The sequence below is a fragment of the Tolypothrix campylonemoides VB511288_2 genome, from assembly GCF_045999855.1.
Taxonomy (GTDB): domain Bacteria; phylum Cyanobacteriota; class Cyanobacteriia; order Cyanobacteriales; family Nostocaceae; genus Scytonema; species Scytonema bouteillei_A.
In genome coordinates this window covers 567,123-586,799 of sequence record NZ_JBFPMW010000004.1, presented here as the reverse complement: position 1 = coordinate 586,799, position 19,677 = coordinate 567,123, and the positions used below count along the sequence as shown (strand labels likewise).

At 41.6% G+C, this 19,677-nt stretch carries 10 protein-coding genes; 3 read left to right on the top strand and 7 right to left on the bottom strand.

Annotated features, from left to right (window positions below; genetic code table 11):
- Positions 1–38 precede the first annotated feature (38 nt).
- From AB0756_RS15180 to AB0756_RS15165, 4 genes are all read right to left on the bottom strand, one after another.
- The gene (locus AB0756_RS15180; RefSeq protein ID WP_038080809.1) at positions 39–1,613 is read right to left on the bottom strand and encodes a mechanosensitive ion channel family protein; all 1,575 of its coding nucleotides are present in this window, start codon (positions 1,611–1,613) and stop codon (positions 39–41) included.
- Between the two features lie 394 nt (positions 1,614–2,007).
- Positions 2,008–3,051, bottom strand: a complete 1,044-nt coding sequence (locus tag AB0756_RS15175; protein ID WP_038080806.1) for an aldo/keto reductase — start codon at positions 3,049–3,051, stop codon at positions 2,008–2,010.
- 181 nt (positions 3,052–3,232) lie between these two features.
- Positions 3,233–5,131 (bottom strand): serine/threonine-protein kinase, encoded by a 1,899-nt coding sequence (locus tag AB0756_RS15170; RefSeq protein WP_038080803.1) that lies wholly within the window; start codon positions 5,129–5,131, stop codon positions 3,233–3,235.
- Positions 5,132–5,216: 85 nt separating this feature from the next.
- Positions 5,217–6,785: a serine/threonine-protein kinase gene (locus tag AB0756_RS15165; protein WP_038080799.1), complete on the bottom strand. Its 1,569-nt coding sequence runs from the start codon at positions 6,783–6,785 to the stop codon at positions 5,217–5,219.
- 230 nt (positions 6,786–7,015) lie between these two features.
- Here AB0756_RS15165 and AB0756_RS15160 point away from each other — a divergent pair, with 230 nt between their 5' ends.
- The 3 genes from AB0756_RS15160 to AB0756_RS15150 all read left to right on the top strand — a co-directional run bounded on the left by AB0756_RS15160 (position 7,016) and on the right by AB0756_RS15150 (position 11,862).
- A complete protein-coding gene (locus AB0756_RS15160) occupies positions 7,016–8,218 on the top strand; it encodes an alpha/beta hydrolase (RefSeq protein WP_038080797.1) in 1,203 nt (400 codons plus the stop codon).
- A 260-nt stretch (positions 8,219–8,478) separates the two neighbouring features.
- Positions 8,479–10,779 carry an SF1B family DNA helicase RecD2 gene (gene recD2 / locus AB0756_RS15155; RefSeq protein ID WP_038080795.1) on the top strand — a complete coding sequence of 767 codons (2,301 nt, stop codon included), beginning with the start codon at positions 8,479–8,481 and terminating at the stop codon, positions 10,777–10,779.
- Between the two features lie 297 nt (positions 10,780–11,076).
- Positions 11,077–11,862: an SAM hydrolase/SAM-dependent halogenase family protein gene (locus AB0756_RS15150; protein ID WP_038080793.1), complete on the top strand. Its 786-nt coding sequence runs from the start codon at positions 11,077–11,079 to the stop codon at positions 11,860–11,862.
- Positions 11,863–12,084: 222 nt separating this feature from the next.
- Here AB0756_RS15150 and AB0756_RS15145 read toward each other — a convergent pair whose 3' ends face one another.
- The 3 genes from AB0756_RS15145 to AB0756_RS15135 form a co-directional block, all read right to left on the bottom strand.
- A complete protein-coding gene (locus tag AB0756_RS15145; protein WP_408019889.1) occupies positions 12,085–18,075 on the bottom strand; it encodes a trifunctional serine/threonine-protein kinase/ATP-binding protein/sensor histidine kinase in 5,991 nt (1,996 codons plus the stop codon).
- Between the two features lie 47 nt (positions 18,076–18,122).
- Complete coding sequence (locus AB0756_RS15140; protein WP_137986441.1) at positions 18,123–18,332, bottom strand: hypothetical protein; 210 nt, start codon at positions 18,330–18,332, stop codon at positions 18,123–18,125.
- Between the two features lie 62 nt (positions 18,333–18,394).
- Complete coding sequence (locus AB0756_RS15135; protein WP_038080881.1) at positions 18,395–18,937, bottom strand: HPP family protein; 543 nt, start codon at positions 18,935–18,937, stop codon at positions 18,395–18,397.
- Between the last annotated feature and the right edge of the window lie 740 nt (positions 18,938–19,677).

Below are 19,677 nucleotides of genomic sequence, written 5' to 3'. Positions count from 1 at the left end.
CATGACGACAATTTTGAAGACCGACCTACTTATGTATCTTAATTCTTAGAAAAACCGCAAATTTCAATTTCTTCTTGGCTAAAAGTATCTTTTAAGATCCTGCGAAGAACACGCTGAATATGAAGGTGTTTTCCTGGCTTAACTTTTGTCAGTGTCAGCAGCAATAGATTCTTTTCACCAAAGTGCTCTAGTCCGGCAACTCTTGTAGGTTCTAAAACATCCTGTTCATCCAGTTTTAACTGCTGCCCTATTTTGTCAACTACTCTATATACACGATCTAAATTAGAGTCATAGGAAACGCTAACTTCTACCCTTGCATATATATATTGCTTGGAGTAATTAATAATTGAGCCAATATCCCCATTCCGAATAATCTGCAATTGACCATCGGGATGACGGAGATGGGTGGTTCGCAATTCAATTGCCTCGACAATCCCTTCAACATTTCTCTCTTCTAGTTTTCCAGCTTCAACATAATCACCTACTAAGTAATAGTTTTCAAACAAAATTAAAAATCCACAAATGATATCATTAATTAGATTTTGTGCCCCCAGACCAACTGCTATACCCACAATTCCTGCACCTGCTAAAATAGGCGCTGGATCGATTCCCACAAGCTTAAGTATAGTTACTCCAGCAGTAAAATAGACAAAATATTTAGCAAAACTCCGTATTAAGGGAATTAACGTCAGTCGTTTCTGTTGCTGAGATTCATTAATATCTTGAATTTTAAGGTAGAATTCATCCAAAATAAAGTAAGCAACTTCAATTAAAACATTGCTCAGACAGTAAACTCCAATAATTTGCACAATTCTAGGGGTATAAGAACCAATCCAAGCTATAGGTTGTATTTCTGGAGTGACGAGATTGACGATGCCAACATACAAGACATATTCTAAACATTTTTTGAAGAGAGGTATGAGATGACGTAAACGCTCGTATAGACGTAGTAAGTTATTAGAATTAGAGTATTTCAGACGCAGGGCATCGAGAGTATCGACAATAGTAGAAACAGCTTTGATAATAAGTAGACCAACTGAAATGATAACGTATATTTTTAAAACGATATAAATATATTTAGAAATTACTTCTGGCAGATAGAGAAATTTAGCACATAAAATAGCGGTATATATCCATATAATATGAGTAACAATTTTCTTGAATACCTTAAAAAAAGCCTCAACACTCTCATCATTAGCTTTAATGCGATCGACTCTTTTAGCATAGTTACAAACTAAGTCTATACCACGATGTAAGGGTGGAATACTAAATTTAACTAATAGGAGCAAACTCACAGTTTTCAAACTTGCTGTCAAGAGATTTGTCCAAAATTGAGTAGGAAGACTGCGAATCAGATTAAGTTGAAATTCCTGAATGTTCCCACCTCGATAAATTACCATCCCGTTTATACCGATTAGCGCCAGACATAGCACTGCAGAAGCCAGAATTAAAATCTTACTGATACCCCGGCGCAGGAAGGTGATATTTGCAGTTCTTCCTTGAAGCCAAGAAACTGTGGCAATCTGCTTGAGGATTATGCCAATTAGCCAGTTAAGCAGCCAGCAAATAATTATTAAAGAAACGACTTCAACCAGGATAATTAGTATATTCATATTTTAATTACAAAGTCTTTCAAAAAAGATGGCTATATCTTTGGCTGATTTAAAAATTTAGATTTTGCTAACTCATAAACTTAATGAAACAGACTACTAGGTGAAATTTGAATATTCTCAGTATAACAGAGAGAATACAAGGACAGTTAAGGCATTTAAGCAAATTTTTGAGACAGTTAAGAAAAGTTTTCAAGGTAGAAAGCTATTATCATAACTATTAAAAAATCTTTGCAATACACTGATTATCTATAGATTTACAAAGATATGTATTTTCACTTTTTTTAAAGTGGCATCGGAAAGCTCACAAGGTGTATGCAGACACTTGTAGAGAGCAGCGCATGACGAGTAATACCAAATCCGCGTCTTGCACCCCCTTTATAATCTAGTCCTTATTTTACGCCCATTCCCGGAAAAAACTGCTATCCTGCCAAGCAGAAGCAGTACGTTGTTCGATCGCCTGTAATTCCCGAGATGAAAGTGACTGAAAAGCGCTAGCGACTCTTACATTTTGCTCCAGTAAGTTTATATCCTCTGCAGCAATAATACAACAGTGAACGCCCGGTTGAGAGAGAGCATATCCCATCGCTTGCTGCATTCCGTCCAAAATACCGGGTTTAAACAGACGACCGTAAGCAGGAACTTTCATCGCAATGATACCAGTGTTATTTTTTTGTGCCACGGGTAGCACACCTGTAATAAACGGGCTCGGAGTATGTTTGTCAGCAGCATTGATGGGGATAAGAGCAGTATCAAATGGATAGCGGCGAAGTGCTTGGGCGATAATTGCGGGGTTATTGTGTCCCGTAATACCAACAAAGCGCACTATTTTTTGCTCTTTTGCTTCCCGTGCTGCTCTAATTGCACCATGTTTGGAATTGAAAATAGCATCCAAATTCCAGTCAAAGGAAACAGAGTGAAACTGCCATAAGTCAAGATAATCAGTTTTTAAACGTTTGAGAGATTGCTCCAATTCTTGCCATGCGCGATCGCGATCTCTCGCATTGCTCTTACTTGCCAAAAATATTTCTTTGCGATGGGGTGGTAAAACTTTCCCCAAACGTTCTTCACTTGGTCCGTAATTAGACGCCGTATCAAAGTAACGAATTCCCAGTTCATATGCTCGTTCAATAATTGCTATGGAGTTAGCTTCTTCCTCTTCTTGGGGACGAGACAGAGGCGATGCAGATCCTCCCAAACCAAGGATGGGTACTGTTACACCTGTGCGACCCAAAACTCTTTGCGGCATTTTTTCTAAAGGCGCATGAGAGACCGAGGTAGATGCACCCTGAGAGTTCAGATCTGGCGTAGAAGTGGAATTTGCCGACGGTTCCACCGTGGAAGTGGTCAGTTGCTGACATGCTGAATTGCCCACAATTCCACCAGCAACAGCCACGCTAGTTTTCAGAAAATTGCGCCTAGTTGTCTTGGTGTTTATCATAGTGTCATCTATATTTTGGATTTTGGATTAACAAGGGTTTACTTAGACTTCATTTCATCCAACTACCAGTTGCATCCTTGTTTGAATTGCTGACACTATTTTCTATGTCACTTGTCAATCAAAAAATCTATCCTCCGATACTATCTTAAAAAGTTTAACAATTTGAATCTTAAATCCAAAATCATTTCCGCAAATCTGCATCCCAAACACCGATATAAATTTGGTCTTGATTGTTGCGTTCTATCACTCCTTTTATGCTGCCAAGATTAAAAGAATACCGATTCTTTTGACGATCGTAAACTTTTTGTAACCCTTGCTTAATTTCACTAGAAGCACTTCCTCCCAGCATTCCTTGTAATGTATTTTTCATTACATCCGGCTCAACAGCTTGAGCAAAAGCTACCTCTGTTTGGCGCAGAACTCCCGTTCTACGATCGAATAAATAGCCAAGGTCAATGCGGTTTGGTTCTAAGTTGTAAAGATAAGCACGAGTATTCCACAAACCCCTGGAACGCTTTCTAGGTTCTCCTAAAGTCGATCGCACGGAATCTTCAGGAGTACCAACAGGGAATGCAGGAACATTGCTACTGCTTGTGTTAGCAGTAGCAACTTTTTGCTTTTCTTCCTCTTGTTGTTGTTTTTCCTCTTTTGGAGGTTCCGGATCCGAAGGTTGTTCGGATGTGGGAGTTTCGGATCGCTCTTCTTGTTGTGGTGCGGATGCAACAGGTGCTTGAGATTCTTCTGCTTGTGGAGTTTGCTCTGGAGCTGGTTGAGATGTGGATGCTTCCTCTTGTTCTTGAGGTGCAGGATCTTCTGTAGGTTGAGAAGGTGTAGAATTTTCTACTGGCTGTGTCGGGGGATCGTTAACGACTGGGTTGGCTGCAACTGGTGCTGGAGGCGGGACAACAACTCTAGGACGCCTGTTAGATTCAGTTGGGGTAGCCACTGATGTTGGTGAAGGCGTTGGAGTTGTAATATTTGCTTCTGGAGCTTGTCTGGTGACAGGTGATGTTGCAACAGAATCTTCCGGCTCTGGTTGGCGGTTTATGCTGGCGATCGCCATCGCTCCAATCAAGCTACCTACAACCAAACTCCCTGCAATCCAGGCTGGTTTCTGCCAATTAGGAGAAGAGATCGTTGGATGTTTGATATGATTTGGATGGAGTTGGGTATTTTGGGCAGAAGCCGCAGCACCTGTAGATAAGGGAATTGTAGCTTGTCCCGTCACCGATTGTGGGGTAATGGTTGGCGGAACGGTTACAGATTGCAAGGCGTGTAACATTTTGCTAGCAGTTGTGTAGCGATCGCCTGCATTCTGCTTGATAGCGCGATCGATAATTTCTGCCAAACTTAAGGACACTCCAGGAGCGTACTGACGCCAAATAATTGCACCTGTTTGAGGATGGGTTTCCAATTCGTAAGGACGTTTTCCAGTCAGTAAATAGATCGCTGTTATTCCCAAACTGTATATGTCGGTAGCATAAACCGGGCGTCCAATAGCTTGTTCGCTAGACATATACCCCGGAGTCCCAATGATAATCGATTGCGTTAGGTTTCCAGAAGTCGTCGCGACGGAACGTATTGTTTCTTTAACCGCACCAAAATCGATGAGAACTGGTTTGCTATTTAAAGAGCGAAGAATAATATTTTCAGGTTTAATATCTCGGTGGATAATACCTTTACTGTGGACATAATCTAAAACAGATAGCAGACTCAATAAAATCGCTCTAACTTCTATTTCGCTCAACGCTCCCTTAGCGTTGACAACATCTGTCAAAGTGTCACCTTGAATCCACTCTTGAACCAAGTAAAACTGCCCTTGTTCTAAAAAATAGGCGTATAGCTTGGGAATTTGCTCGCTTCCTTCACCCAAAAATTCTAAGGTAGCTGCTTCTCGCTCAAACCGCTGTTGAATCATTTGGTAAGTTTTCGGGTCTTTTGTTACCGGTTTGAGTTGCTTGATTACGCAGCGACGGCGAGAAGGCATATGGACATCCTCAGCCAAAAAGGTGTCACCAAATCCTCCAGATCCCAGCACCTGGATAACTTGATACCGATTGTTCAGCAGCTTTGTTGTCATACTGAAATTAAAGCCCTCACCCAACTTAGACTAGGATAACGCACGCTGCCAATGTAGCTTAAACTGTTAAACAAGGCAAAACATTTTATCTTGCATCAGCTATAATCCATTTGCTGTTTTGAGCATCCCACAAAAGGAAAAACCGCACGGAACCGGGAACGGCTTTTCCCGTTTTCATAAAGTATCTTAATTGAGCGCTCACTGTTGCTGTTTCCGTACCTGCTTCCACTAAATTGACTTGTTCGAGTTCGACACTTTGAACTTGTCCCCCCCACCAATCAATGTAGGAAAGGTAGCCATTTGGGTGAAGCCGTTTGTTGTTTTGGTAAGTAGGAGACAGTTGATTCCATGAAGTTTGATACTCACCTCGATTAATTGTTGAGTAATAATTTTGAATTGCCTGTTCTGGTGATGGTTTATCAGCTGAAGGTGATGGTGGATCGCTAACTTGAGATGGTATTGTTTCAGGAACTTGCCTTTGTTGGGTTGCTACTGTTTCTTGAGGTTCCTCGGAAGGTTCTGCTGAGGGTTGAATGGATGATTGGGTTTGCTGTACCGATGGTTGTTGTACTTGTTGCAGAGATTTTTGCCAATTAAACACTACAAAAACAGCAGTCCCAATAGCAACAGTCACACCGATAGCAGCCAACAAACTACCGACAAAAGTGCCATCGAACCACCCAGATGGTCTGCTACTTTGAGAGGAAGGTTGTGAGGATTGCGCCGGACTCACAGAAACGGTTTGTTGGGGTGTAGGGTTAGGTGGTGTGGTGGGAACTTGCGGGTGGATGTAAGGAACAGTGGGTGCAACTCCCGGAACTGTGGGTGCAACTGGTACTGTTCCAGTCTGCAAAGCTTGTAGCATTTCTCTAGCGCTGGCAAAGCGATCGCGCGTACTAAATTGAATTGCCTTTTCCAGAACTGCTGCAAAACTCGGCGTCACACTCAAAGCATATTGTCTCCACAAAACAGCACCTGTGGCGGGATCGGTGCCTAACTCTTGAGGAGATTTGCCTGTCAGCAAATAAATAGCTGTCAGTCCCAAACTGTAGATATCGCTAGCGAACATGGGACGACCAACCGATTGCTCGCTGGGCATATATCCGGGCGTTCCAATCACAATTGATTTGGTGGAATTGCCAGAAGGTGTCATGACTGTTCCTACAGTTTCTTTAACGGCACCAAAATCAATTAAAATTGGTTGCCCATCCCGATGACGAATCAGAATATTTTCTGGCTTGATGTCGCGATGAACAATACCTTTATTGTGAACAAATTCCAGTACTGGCAAAATACTGGTTAAAATTTCTTTCACAGAACTCTCACTCAGCAGACCTTGTTGTTGCACCTTTGCTGTCAGTGTTTGTCCTTCAATATACTCTTGGACTAAGTAGAATTGACCGTCTTCTGAGAAGTAAGCGTACAAGCAGGGAATTTGGCTGCTACCATCTCCAAGGTCTTCTAGAATTGCTGCTTCGCGTTGGAATCGCTGCTGTACTAGCTCGTAGACTTGAGGATTATCCTGAATTGGCTTCAATTGTTTGATAACACAGCGGCGCTGTGAGGGCATTTGGGTATCTTCTGCCAAGAATGTTTCACCAAATCCTCCACTCCCCAAAGTGCGAAGAACTCGATAGCGATTGTTAAGCAGCATAACAGTGAACAGGGATCGGTGACCGATAATCGGTGGTCGAGAAAAGGGTATATTGTTTGATATTTTACTCGTTTTTTTGATATTTGATGTCTGTTTGAGTTTTAAAATATACGCAGTAGGGCGGGGATTGTCCACCAAAAGCCTTATATGGTAGGCAATGCTCGCACTACAGTACTTCAAACTTTTTATAAATCATTTATGATTCCTATATTGCCAGTCAATTCAGTGGAATGACTAAAATTAGCAAAGCCTTTTTATCAACGCTAGCACTTCTTTTGAGTGGTATCGGTCTTTTTTTAAGTGCTTGGATTTTCCTTCCTGCACCGACTATGCTTTTACTGACTTTAGCTGTAGGCGCACCAGAAGTCTGTCCTTGGTTATTCGTATTCAACGCGATCGCTTTTTTGCTTGCTTGGTTGTGGATTTACCAACCTCGCCTTAAGTCCCTAGCTTGTATTGTGAGTTTCCTGGGATTGCTGATTTGTGGATTGGAGTTGGCGACAATACCACACACTCAAACGCAGATGGGAGATGCGATCGCATTGGGTTTGGGGACAAATTATCTCGAAAAGGTTCCCGTAGAAATCGGGGCAAAAATGCGATCGCAGCCCTTTAATCTGACAGATTCCTTTGTGGGGATTCATCGCAATCGCACGCGTCATCAAACAGGTATCCGCTTTGCCAATTCCAATGGCGTCCCGCTCAGTATGGAAGTTTACCAACCTTTACAAGTGGGGAAATATCCAGCACTGGTTGTCATTTACGGTGGTGCGTGGCAAAGGGGTAGCCCAAGTGCAAATCCCGAATTCAATCAATACATGGCATCTCGTGGATATACGGTATTTGCAATTGATTACCGCCATGCACCCCAATACCGCTTTCCCGCCCAATTAGAAGATGTGCGTGCAGCCCTCAATTTTATCCGCACCCACGCAATAGAGTATGAAGCGGATGTAGAAAGGATGGTGTTGTTGGGGCGATCGTCTGGCGCACACTTGGCAATGCTAGCTGCTTATCAACCTGATGCACCGCCACTCCGCGCTGTTATTAACTATTACGGACCAGTGAACCTTGCTGAAGGATACAAAGATCCGCCTTCACCCGATCCTATTAATGTTCGTCGGGTTTTGGAAGCATTTTTAGGTGGTACGCCCCAAGAACTTCCCAAACAGTATGAGATTGCTTCACCAGTTCATTACGTAACACGCCCGTTACCGCCAACACTCTTAGTTTATGGCGATCGCGACCACATAGTGCAGGCAAAATTTGGACGGCGGATGTATCAACGCTTGCTGAAGTCCAACACTACGGCTGTGTACTTAGAAATTCCTCGGGCAGAACACGCTTTTGATGCGGTTTTCAATGGTGTGAGCAATCAATTGGCACTATACTATACTGAAAGATTTTTAGCGTGGGCATTTTTTAGCCAATAATTACAGAGATCTCAAAATGAGAACTTATGTACTATAAATGCTTTTACAAAGAATCTCTTGGAGGTTTGTTTTAGAGAGTACATTGACTATTTGCTATATTAAAAAACAGAGAATTTTTAAGTAAAGACATGACTAAATAATTTGTAATTCGTAATAAAAATGAGAATTACGAATTGAGTTCGCGATCGTGACTTAGCGTGTGGCTCGTCTATAGCGTGGGCGGAGCCCGTATTACGAATTACGAATTGGAGCAAAGCAACATGACTGCTTTTTCCCAGGTTAATCAACTCCCGATCTTGACTGAAGCAGAAATGCTGCAATACCTATCGAGTGGAATTTTTAGGGGAATAGGCAAAAAAACAGCTTTAAAACTCGTAGAACACTTTGGGAGTCATACCTTACTGATTTTAGACCGAGAACCCGAGAAACTTCATGAGGTTCCAGGGCTTAATAATTATAGGATTCAAAATATTATCCAAGCATGGTCTGAAAGCAAATCCGATCCCAACTTAGGGGTCGTAGCTAAACTTTTGGGAGTTGGAGCATCGCTTAACTTAACTTTAAAAATTTGCGAACATTACGGTCAGAAAACCGAGTCAGTCTTGAGAGAAAATCCATATCGGTTAATTGATGATATTGATGGGATTGGGTTCAAAACTGCTGACGAATTGGCATTATTGCTGGGAACACCAGAAACAAGTGAAAAGCGATATGAAAAAGGGCTCATACAAGCCTTAAAAGATGCGCTGCTTGAAGGTCACTGCTTTTTACCTGAATTTCAAATTATTAAGAAAGCTATATTTCTATTAAAACGTCCCACACACGAACCCGAACCTGAATCTCTAAAAAGAGTGTTAAACGGGCTAATTGAGAATAAGGTATTGGTACAAGGTATTATACCAAATAGCATTTATCTAAAAGCTGCTTATCGAGCCGAAGTCTCAGTAGCATTCCAAATTAAAGCTTTACTCAATCAGAAAAAAAACTCAACCGAACACTTAGAACAATGGCTGACAGAGGATCAAAATGAGGATCATCGTGAGTTATCGCGTTTAAGTCAAGAGCAAATTAATGCTTTATACATGGCAGAACGCAACCCTATTAGCATCCTTACGGGTGGTCCCGGTCGTGGGAAAACTCACGTTCTAAAAACGTTGGTAGATTGGCTTCGTTTTAAGAAAGCTTTGTTTGCGCTTGTTGCTCCTACAGGGAAAGCTGCCAATCGGATGCAAACTGCAACTGATGCGGAGGCACTGACAATCCACAGACTGTTACAGTGGCGGGGGAAGGAGCAATCTTTTCTGTACAACGAGCAAAATCTATTGAATATAGATTGGTTAATTGTTGATGAATTTTCAATGGTGGATTTATTCCTATTCAATTCTTTATTAAAAGCATTACCTCTCACCACAAAAATTCTGCTTGTTGGTGATTCCGACCAATTGCCTAGCGTTGGTGCTGGGATGGTATTAAGAGATTTGATAAATTCGGAATTAATTCCAACAACACGCCTGGAAACTATATTCCGACAGAAACATGAAAGTGCAATTATCTATGCAGCTAGCGATGTTAATCTAGGAAAGGTTCCGGCACTTCACAACTTTACTCGCGTATCCCAATGGATGGATATAGGGGACTGCGCGATTTTAAAAACAGAATCAGCACAAGAAACTGCCAGTACCATTGTGGAATTAGTCAAATCAATGGCAGCAGAAAACGTTAATTTAAAGCAACAAGTTATGGTACTTGCTCCTCAAAAAGAAGGTGCAGCTGGAGTTTATAATCTCAATAAACTTTTACAACCTGTTTTTAACCCTCAACAACCCAATCAACCCGAGGTAGTGGTTGGTTCTGTTACTTATAGAGTGGGCGATAGGATAATACAACTAAAAAATAGATACGACACATCGCCAGCCGTTATGAATGGTGAAAGTGGAGAAGTCATTGGCGTAGATCCAGAAAAAAAGATTGTTAAAGTTTTTTTTGATGGAGGTGCCCTTGTTGATTATTCTGCTGGTAAGTTTGAGGAGATAATCCATGCCTTTACCATAACCTGTCATAAAAGTCAGGGTAGTGAATTCCAATACGTGATTTTTCCGTTACTAAAATCAAACTATCTCATGCTGACTCGTCAGCTGCTATATACAACAATGACTCGCGCTCAAGGCACGTTCATTGCAGTTGGGCAAGAAGAAGCCTTGAGAATTGCTGTAACTACGGATAGACCAGCGCGACGGCTTACAGGATTAATTAATTTCCTAATATCTCCTTTTGAGGAGCTTAACCAAACTTTTTCTGAGATAAAAAGTAGCAAAAATACTGCAACTCGTGCAAATTTAATCACCATTGCTAGTAGATTACAAGAAATGGGACTTGAAGCAACTCAAGGGCAAATGACCGCTATAGGAACTCTCGTACTAAAACTGTATGAAGACAGATACGGGCATCGACCTTGCAAACAGCTAGAACAAGTGGGTAAATTTAAATTTAAAACTTATCACTATGAATTACACGCACTTGACTTAATTAACTCTGCTATCGATCTCGTTTTTAAGAATTGAAGGAGGCAGAGGGCAGAGGGCAGAAGGTAGGCAAACACTTTATGTCATCAGATATATGTAGCGAACGACAGTAGCGATTAACTTAAGCATTAGGAAAATGTGCTCTTGGATCTTGCAAAGTCTCAAAGGCTCACCAACCTGTTGTGCTGTCATCTTTAGGCAAAAGTCTAAACCCGGACATTAGGGCAACACGAGAGCGCGAAGTTGACAAGCGAATGAGGCATTCGGAAGATCTCGTCGAGCTAATTGTCTGAAAAATAGCAAAAGGGATAGTGTCAGTATGGGAGATAGGGCTTTATGCTAGTTCACATCATTGCTGATTACGGTTTTGGCGACCTCGCTTTTGCAGAAGTCGTGCAGCGCCTCAAACTCTATCTGCCGGATGCTGAACCGATACTTACACCCGTACCGGCTTTTGCCACCCTAGCGGCAGGATTTTGTATCGCCCAGTTGGGCTTGAATAAAGCTCCCGCCGGGACAATCATTTACCACAATGTTGCGCCTCGTGAAGATGATGAACAAGCGCGTGCAGGGAATGCGGGTGAACGTCTTGCTTACGCACGCCTGCCAACGGGTGTGCGGGTTATAGGCGTCAATGCTGGTTATGCCTTTTCATTCGTGCGAGATTTGGCAGTTGAGTTGCGATGGGCGGCGGTAGCAGCTTCTGGTTCGCAGTTTCGGTCTCGTGACCTGTTTCCAGAGGCAGCTGGGGCGATCGCGCTCGGTCAACCGGATGCTTTAGGTGAAGAGATTTCCTGTTTTGATATACCGGAGATACCGCTCAACTGTATTGCCTATATTGACGGCTATGGCAATTTGAAAACCACTATGAGACATGATACTACCAAGGGAAACTGCGGTCATAAGGTTCGTTTGCGAATTGGTGAGAGGGAACGGGAAGCGACAAAGAGCGATGGAACCTTTGCCGTAGAATCCGGACAGTTAGCTTTTGCCCCAGGTAGCAGTGGCTGGAGCGATGCAGGAGGCAAACATACACGTTGGATGGAAGTTTTCCTGCGTGGTGGTAATGCATGGGAATCATTTAATTGTCCATCAATCGGCACGCAAATACAAATCAGTTAAAAGATTTTCAGAGCAAGAAACCTTGATGAAGTTATCATTTCTCTGAAAAATAAAGCAAAGCTTAGCCCAGTTTTATTAATTCAAAGGCGAAATATCGGTGCTTTTCGTCTGTGTGAAGCTGGTCTTTCTGAAGGTATGCTAGCCGCGCCAGTAGAACATGACAAGGATAGATGTTCGTGAACTACCAGGTATGCCAGCGATTTTGCTTGAGCCGTTAAGGTCTTAATACTGAAGTGGAAGCTGTATCAAGAACTCAGTTCCCCAACCTAACTCAGATTGCACGTTTAAAGTGCCACCATGTTTTTCCACCACAATTTGTCGGGCGATCGCCAATCCCAATCCTGTACCTTTTCCTACACCTTTAGTCGTAAATAAATGGTCAAAAATTCTCGCTTTCACATCTTCGGTCATACCCTTACCATTATCGCGAATACAAATTTGAACTTGGTTCTCAACCATGGCTGTTTGAATTGTAATTTGTTGAGAATGAGCGGCTATTTCCAAAAAAGATTGAGTTTTTGCTATCTCATCAAACATATCGATTGCATTAGCTAGAATATTCATAAAGACCTGATTTAATTGTCCGGGAAAACACTCGATAAGTGGTAACTCACCGTAGTCTTGAATGACTTGAATAGCAGGGCGAAATTCATTAGCTTTGAGACGATATTTGAGGATCAGCAATGTGCTATCAATTCCGTCATGGAGATTAGCGCTTACCTTGTGTTCGGTATCGGCGCGGGAAAAGGTCCGCAAACTGGTGCTGATGCTTTTGATGCGATCGGTTGCTCCTTGCATTGAATCCAGTAACTTAGGTAAGTCCTCGCTAAGAAATTTCAGATCGATATCTTGGGCATGGTCTTGAATTGGTATGACTGGGCTGGGATAATGTTGCTGATAAAATGCCAAATGCTCAACTAAATCCCGCACATAATCTTTAGCATTGTTAATGCTGCCATTAAGGAAGCTGATAGGGTTGTTGATTTCGTGAGCAACGCCTGCTACTAAGTTGCCTAAAGATGCCATTTTTTCATTCTGAATAATTTGGAGTTGGGATTGTTCAAGTTGTTGAACGGCATATTCAAGCTGTTGTGCTTTGTGTCGGAGTTCTATCTCTGAGTGTCGCAAGGCTTGCTCGACTTGCTTGTGTCTAATTCCTGAGGCAATTTCATCAGCAACTAACTTCAGCATATCCAAAAGATCGTCTGCTAAAGCCTGACGTGCGAATAGGGCTAGCACTCCCATGAGCCGATCTTCACACAGCAGTGGATAACCAGCAAAAGCAATCATTCCTTCCTGCTTTGCCCATTCTTTATTTCCAACCCGTGGATCGTTCAACACGTCATTGGTCAAATGGGGACGAAGTTCTTGAGCAATCAGCCCAATTTTGAATGCTCCCACCGGAACGCGACTGTGGGGACCGTCAATATGAGTGTATTGTCCGGCGCTCGCTTGGAGTTCTAAAACATTTTCATCCGCGTTTAACGTCCAGATGCGTGCAAAAGCTGCATTCAAATGTTGAACAACTGCTTCCGTACAAGATTGTAGCATTTGTTTCAGACAGTTGCTACTGGTTAAGGCAGCATCCACATCTGCGCGAAAGCTTAATTTGCAGTTCTTTAATTGGAGCGCTTCCAGAGTTTGCGCTAATTGTTCTGTTTTTTCGCGTTCGTTGCTTTCCGATCGTTGCAGGTTCTGGTAGAGTTTGGCATTTTCCAGAGAAATCGCCGCTTGAGTACAGAGGAAGTTGAGAATTAGGATGCGATCGCTGGTAAACACTCCAGTAGTTGTACGGTTCTGCAAATATAGAATCCCAATTAACTGACCCTGATTGAGAATTGGCAAACCCAAAACACTCTTTGGTTGGTGCTGAATTAAATAATCATCAATAACAGGCAGATCGGTTTTGATCTCCTCAATTATCACCAGTTCTTGGGTGTTTTTGACGTACTGAATCAGTTTTACAGGGAAGTTTTTATGACCTTCTAGCGGTTCGTAACACAGTTCCACAGTACTTGGTGTAGTAACAGCTACAATTTGCCACTCAAAAGCTTGGTTGGGCATAATTAAGACACAGCCATCGCCCCCTGAGTGTTGCAAAAGAATCTGAGTGATTTGATGGATGAGTTCATCAAGTTGAATTGTACTCGAAAGGCTTTGAGACGCTTTGAGAATAGTGACGAAATCGAGAACGTTGTTGATGCTTGTACTGGAAGAGCGGCTGGTTTTCGTCGAGGTCATTGGTATATTGGAAATCGAAGCCAGCGTTTCCAGGGAATTTAAGTTCTGGACGGCGGGTTGGAGAATGGGACCCAGTAAGTTGGGGTAGCACTGTTCTAAATCATCCGTTTTAGCTTTAGCTCCCCAACGGGCGTAACAGTAATATGCTTCCTGCATGTAGCCGGAAGCCACCTTCTCTTTCCCCCAGTTCAAGTAAAACTTAGCAGCAAGTTCGTTAGCTAAGCCTTCTTCTTGGATATAACCGTTTTCCTTCGCAGCCGCAATGGCGCGATCGTAGTATTCTATTGCTTCGGGTTGATTGCCTAAAACTCGATTTTTTTCAGCTTCTACTAAATAAAATTGATGTAAAGCATTCATTGGGCAGTGGTTTGCCCATAGTTGCATTTTTTCTTGATTCTCTATAACGCGATTGAGAATCTGTGTTTGTATGTCTTGATTGACATTTAAAAAGATACCCAGTCGTGCCAGCGATGTGTAAAAATAACATTGTCGAAAAATAATTAGCCCCAGCCCACCAGCTAAATACTGTTCTGTTTGTATAACATATTCCTGTGCCAGATCGTACTTGCCAAACAGATAACTGAGTTGAAGTTTAGAAAAATAAAATTCTAGCAATGCAACCATATCATTGTTTGCCAGATTGATGGGAAGCATGACATCTTCATCGTAGGCTTCACCCTTTAAACAACATACATCATCAACATATCCTAATAAATTTAATATCCTTTGTCTCTGAATTTGATTGTAGTTAGCTAAACCTTGTTGCTTAATTTTCTGGAGAGCATTGGTATGGGTTTGCATTTCTTTTTCCAATGTACTCAGATCTTGACCGAGGAAATACAAATGAGCGCTATAGTAACGGATGGCAAGCCCTGCAAATTCCAAATCTCCTGTTTCTAAACCAAGGGAATAAGCCTCCCAGAGAGATGGTAATGTTTCTTTAATATGTTCTTTCCAATGCCTGACGAGACAATTGAATGTATGAATAGTTTTTGCAGTTACTTCTTTGGTATCAAATTGACTTAAAAGTTTGACAGATAATTGACCGAATCGATAACCAGATTCAATGTCTTTAACTAATGAACAAAGAATAATACCATAGACAACATATCCAAAAGCTGACTGAGGGGAATTCCCATATTGATAAGAGAGACTAACTTGCTTTAATGGTAAAAGAAGAAATAAGTTTGGATCGACTTGATACGCAAAGCTCGTAATATTGGATAAAATTCTCATGACTGCCAAATATGTTTTATCCGCCATATGCGGCAGTTCAATTAAATCTTCAATAAGCCGATCTGCAAGTAGAGAAATGGTATGACTGATTTCAGCCTGTACGTCAGAATTGCTAAAATTTTCTGGGAATTTAATTCCTAATAACTTTAACACTTCTTTTCCCAGACCAACTGCTTCTAGTGATTGATTTTGTGCGCCATAAGCTTGGATTTGAACTTCATACACTTTGACTCGATCCAAGGGATTTTGAACACAATCTAAAACTATTTGAATAAATTCTGCCATCAGTTCAAAGTTGCCAGCCAAATAAGCAGCTTCTGCTCCTAGGTTCTGCAATTCTAATGCCAACTGATACTGGCTCTGCCAACAGTCTGCTTTTAATAACTTAATCCCACAGGCTGCATATTCGGTTGCAGCAGTGTAAGCAGTGGAGACTCTCGCTTTAGAACCAGCAGATAAATTTAACCAAGCCAGTTCTTCTCGTTCGGTAATTTCCGTAATGAGTTGAACACCATAATTTAATTGGTTAACAATATCAAAGATTCTTTTATCTCGCTCTGTTGCAGTTAGATTTTTAAGTAAGAGTTGACCGATTTTCAGATGGGTTGCCTGTTTTTGGCTTTCGGAAATTAACGAGTAAGCTGCTTGTTGGACGCGATCGTGCAAGAATTTATAAGGAACAACAATCTCTTCACGGCGATCGCTGTCCTCAGAATCATGAAATTGGAAAAACTTGTAGGTTTCACTAATCGGGAGAATCAGCCCTTCCTGTAATGCTTTCCAAAGGTGGGCTGCGGTGTCAATGAGGGATTGTTCCGAAACGATCGCCAGAGTATTCAAATCAAATTGGTTACCAATACAAGCCGCCAATTTCAAAACCGCTTGAGTCTGTGTTGGTAGTTTCTGCAACTGCAATGCCATGAACTCCACTACATCATCTGTCAATGCCAACTGTCGCACCGCCGCCATGTCGCATTGCCAATAACCCAGCTCTGACTGGAACTGAATCCAACCATCCTCGTACAAAGCTTTGAGAAACTGCGTTGTAAAAAACGGATTTCCTTTAGTTTTTTGATACACCAATCTTGTCAGAGTTTGAGCTAATTCCTCGGTACAACTTAAGGTATCTGCCACTAACTGATTCACCGTTAATTCCCCCAAAGGTGACAGGGTAATGGTATTGACAATTGCTCGTGCTTTCTGAATCAGTTCCAGTGTTAGCATCAAGGGATGAGCCGGAAATACTTCATTGTCTCGATAGGCTCCCAAAATGAGTAAATATCCCGAACTGACATCACTCATCAATAATTGCAGCAAGTTTAGGGAAGCTGAATCTGCCCATTGCAAATCATCCAAGAAAATCACTAGGGGATGTTCTTTTGTGGTAAAAACCTGGATGAATTTTTGAAATAGTAAGTTAAAGCGATTTTGGGCTGCACTCCCGGAGAGTTCCGGGACAGGTGGTTGTTCGCCAACAATCCTTTCTAATTCAGGAATCATCTCCACAATCACCCGCCCGTTTTCGCCCACAGCAGCGAGAATTTTGGCTTTCCATGTTACCAATTGGACATCGCTTTCACTCAGCAATTGTCCCATCAAGTCACGAAAAGCTTGCACAAAGGCTGATAGGGGAATATTGCGATTAAACTGATCGAATTTGCCTTTGATGAAATATCCTTGCTGACGGGTAATTGGTTTGTGGACTTCATTGATTACCGCCGTTTTCCCAATCCCAGAAAATCCTGCTACCAGCATCATTTCTGAACGACCATTGCTGACACGCTCGAAAGCTTCCAGCAAGGTTGTAACTTCTGTTTCCCGCCCATACAGTTTTTCAGGAATGAGAAAACGATCGCACACATCCCTCTGGGCAATTTCAAAACTTTCAATTTTACCTGTTTCTTGGAGCTGATACAAACAATTTTCTAAGTCATGCCTCAAACCCAAAGCACTCTGATATCTATCTTCAGCATTTTTCGCTATCAATTTCATCACAATATTGGAAAGCACCTGTGGAACTTCTTTCCTGTTCCCCAATGGTGCAGGCATTTTAGCAATATGACAATACACCAATTGCGTGAGGTCGTCGGATATAAATGGTAATTCTCCTATTAATAATTCATAAAATGTCACCCCAAGAGAATAAAAATCGCTGCGGTAGTCTATCCCTCGATTCATTCTACCTGTTTGCTCGGGGGAAATATAAGCGAGAGTTCCTTCTAAAATATTAGGGCTTTTAATTTCTTGAGTTTCTTTGGGTAACAGAGAGGAGATACTAAAATCTATCAGTCTAACTTGTTTTGTTGGAGGATGAATTAGAATATTTGCGGGTTTAATGTCTTTATGAATGATGCGGTTTTGGTGTAAATCGTGTAGAATTTTGGTTAGTTGAATAGCGATCGCCAAAAATTCGACAAGTGAGAGTGTAATGGTTTTAACGTATTCTCGTAAAGAAATTTCCCCCCCATCTTCCATCACTAAAATATAACCATTTCGGTAAGTTTCTAATGATAAAGGACGAAGGATACCGGGAATGTTGAGATTTTTGCTAATGGTATACTGGTGGCGAAATTGGAGTAATTCGTTGAAGCTGGGATATTCAGATGTCAGAAGTTTAATGACGACTGGAAGTGTTTCTTGCTCTCTAATAGCTCGATAGACTCTAGTTCTGGAGCCTGCATAGAGTTGGGAGTAGATTTTATATCCGGGAATTACAGGAGCAGAGCGTGCAGTCATCATTTATACTAACCTCATGATAGAAGTTGGTTTTTGGCTTCATAAAGTTAGTATTCCCAAGAGCTTCTCAGTTTTTGCAAAACGGCAAAAAAGAAAAAAGGGAGAACATCATACAGAGCGATCGTTTGTATCTCCATCAATTGCCGGACTACCAGCAGAAAGCAGATAGATATGAGCTTTGCTAATGCAGTGACTGCTGCTTCCGTCTCTACCAACCTATTAAGAGAAAGTGCAATATTACCTTCAACCTTCAACAAAATACCGAGTTAACTTTAGTCAATCCTCGATTTTGGTTAGTTCACGAAGGTGGTGAGACCAGTTAGAACCAATACTTCGGATATGTTCGCTCGCGTGCGAGATTGTTGAATACCACAGCACAGAGTATCAAAATGATGGAACCTTCTAACGCAGGAGTTAAAAGAAATTGCCAGGGTGCTTTCGTCATCATCACAACTAATGCAACTGCGCCCGAAGGAGGGTGTAAAGTTGCAGTCAGTTGCATCATACCAATGGCTGTAGCTACTGCCATTCCCATTGCCCAAGGTTCTGAACCAAAAAGATGTAGAATAGTCAAGCTAACTAATGCCGCTACAAAATTACCACCAATGACATTCCGGGGTTGGGCTAAAGGACTGTCAGGAATACCAAAGATTAATACGCTAGTAGCACCAAAGGGAGCCATCAGCAAAGGAGAATTAGTTGTTACAGAAAGGTAAGCCGTTGCTGCTATTCCAATAAAACTACCGCACCAACTCCAAAATATATGTATGTGGTGAGGTCTATCTAAGCAAGATGAACGTCTAGTTCCACGTATTTTCAAGCAATAATTTTTCCATTTTTCCCGAACATTTTGATAATTCAACCTCGTTAGATAGCTTGAATAAAACCGCCTTTTGGGTAAATAACTTTTCATAGTTTTCCAGAGCAACTGCAACCAACAACACAACAACCAACAACACAAAAAGATTAAGTGTATTTCTTGCCTTAGCTAATCTTTGTGGATCGATAAGTTACAAGATTCCCCAACTCTGTCAATAGAGGGAACTTTTAATCAGAGTTATTGGCTAAAATCCAGATTCCGATGGACAGACCCTTCAACCACAAACCAGCATTTTTATCAAAAAAATTCAAATTCATGAATTAAAAAAGTTGAGTAGCAAGATAATGTCATGGAACTATGACATATGAGTTCTAGAATATCGTTTGAACTCGAACAAGGAAATATAAAATTCATATAAATAAGTAATATTACTTATAAGTTTGATTTATATTAACAGGAAACAAACCAAACTTTGGTATTATCTGGCAACACTCTGCATAGTTCACAGGATGTTTACAAACAAATAGCTGATAGATGTAGTATCAATACTGCTCGGGTTTTGGTTTGTTAGCAAAATTGTCAAAATGCTGACAATTCTTTGCCTCACTGCAACAATCACAGCTTGAGTGTGGTGACATTTGTAGCTTATCGTTAGACATCGTTCATTTCCAAGCGCGATCGCTCAACTGCTGCTTTGCAACATCGTCAAACATAACCGTGGATGTCATTAAGGGGAGGGTCTTTATTGGTTCTTGGGGTGCCATTATCACCATCCCATCGGC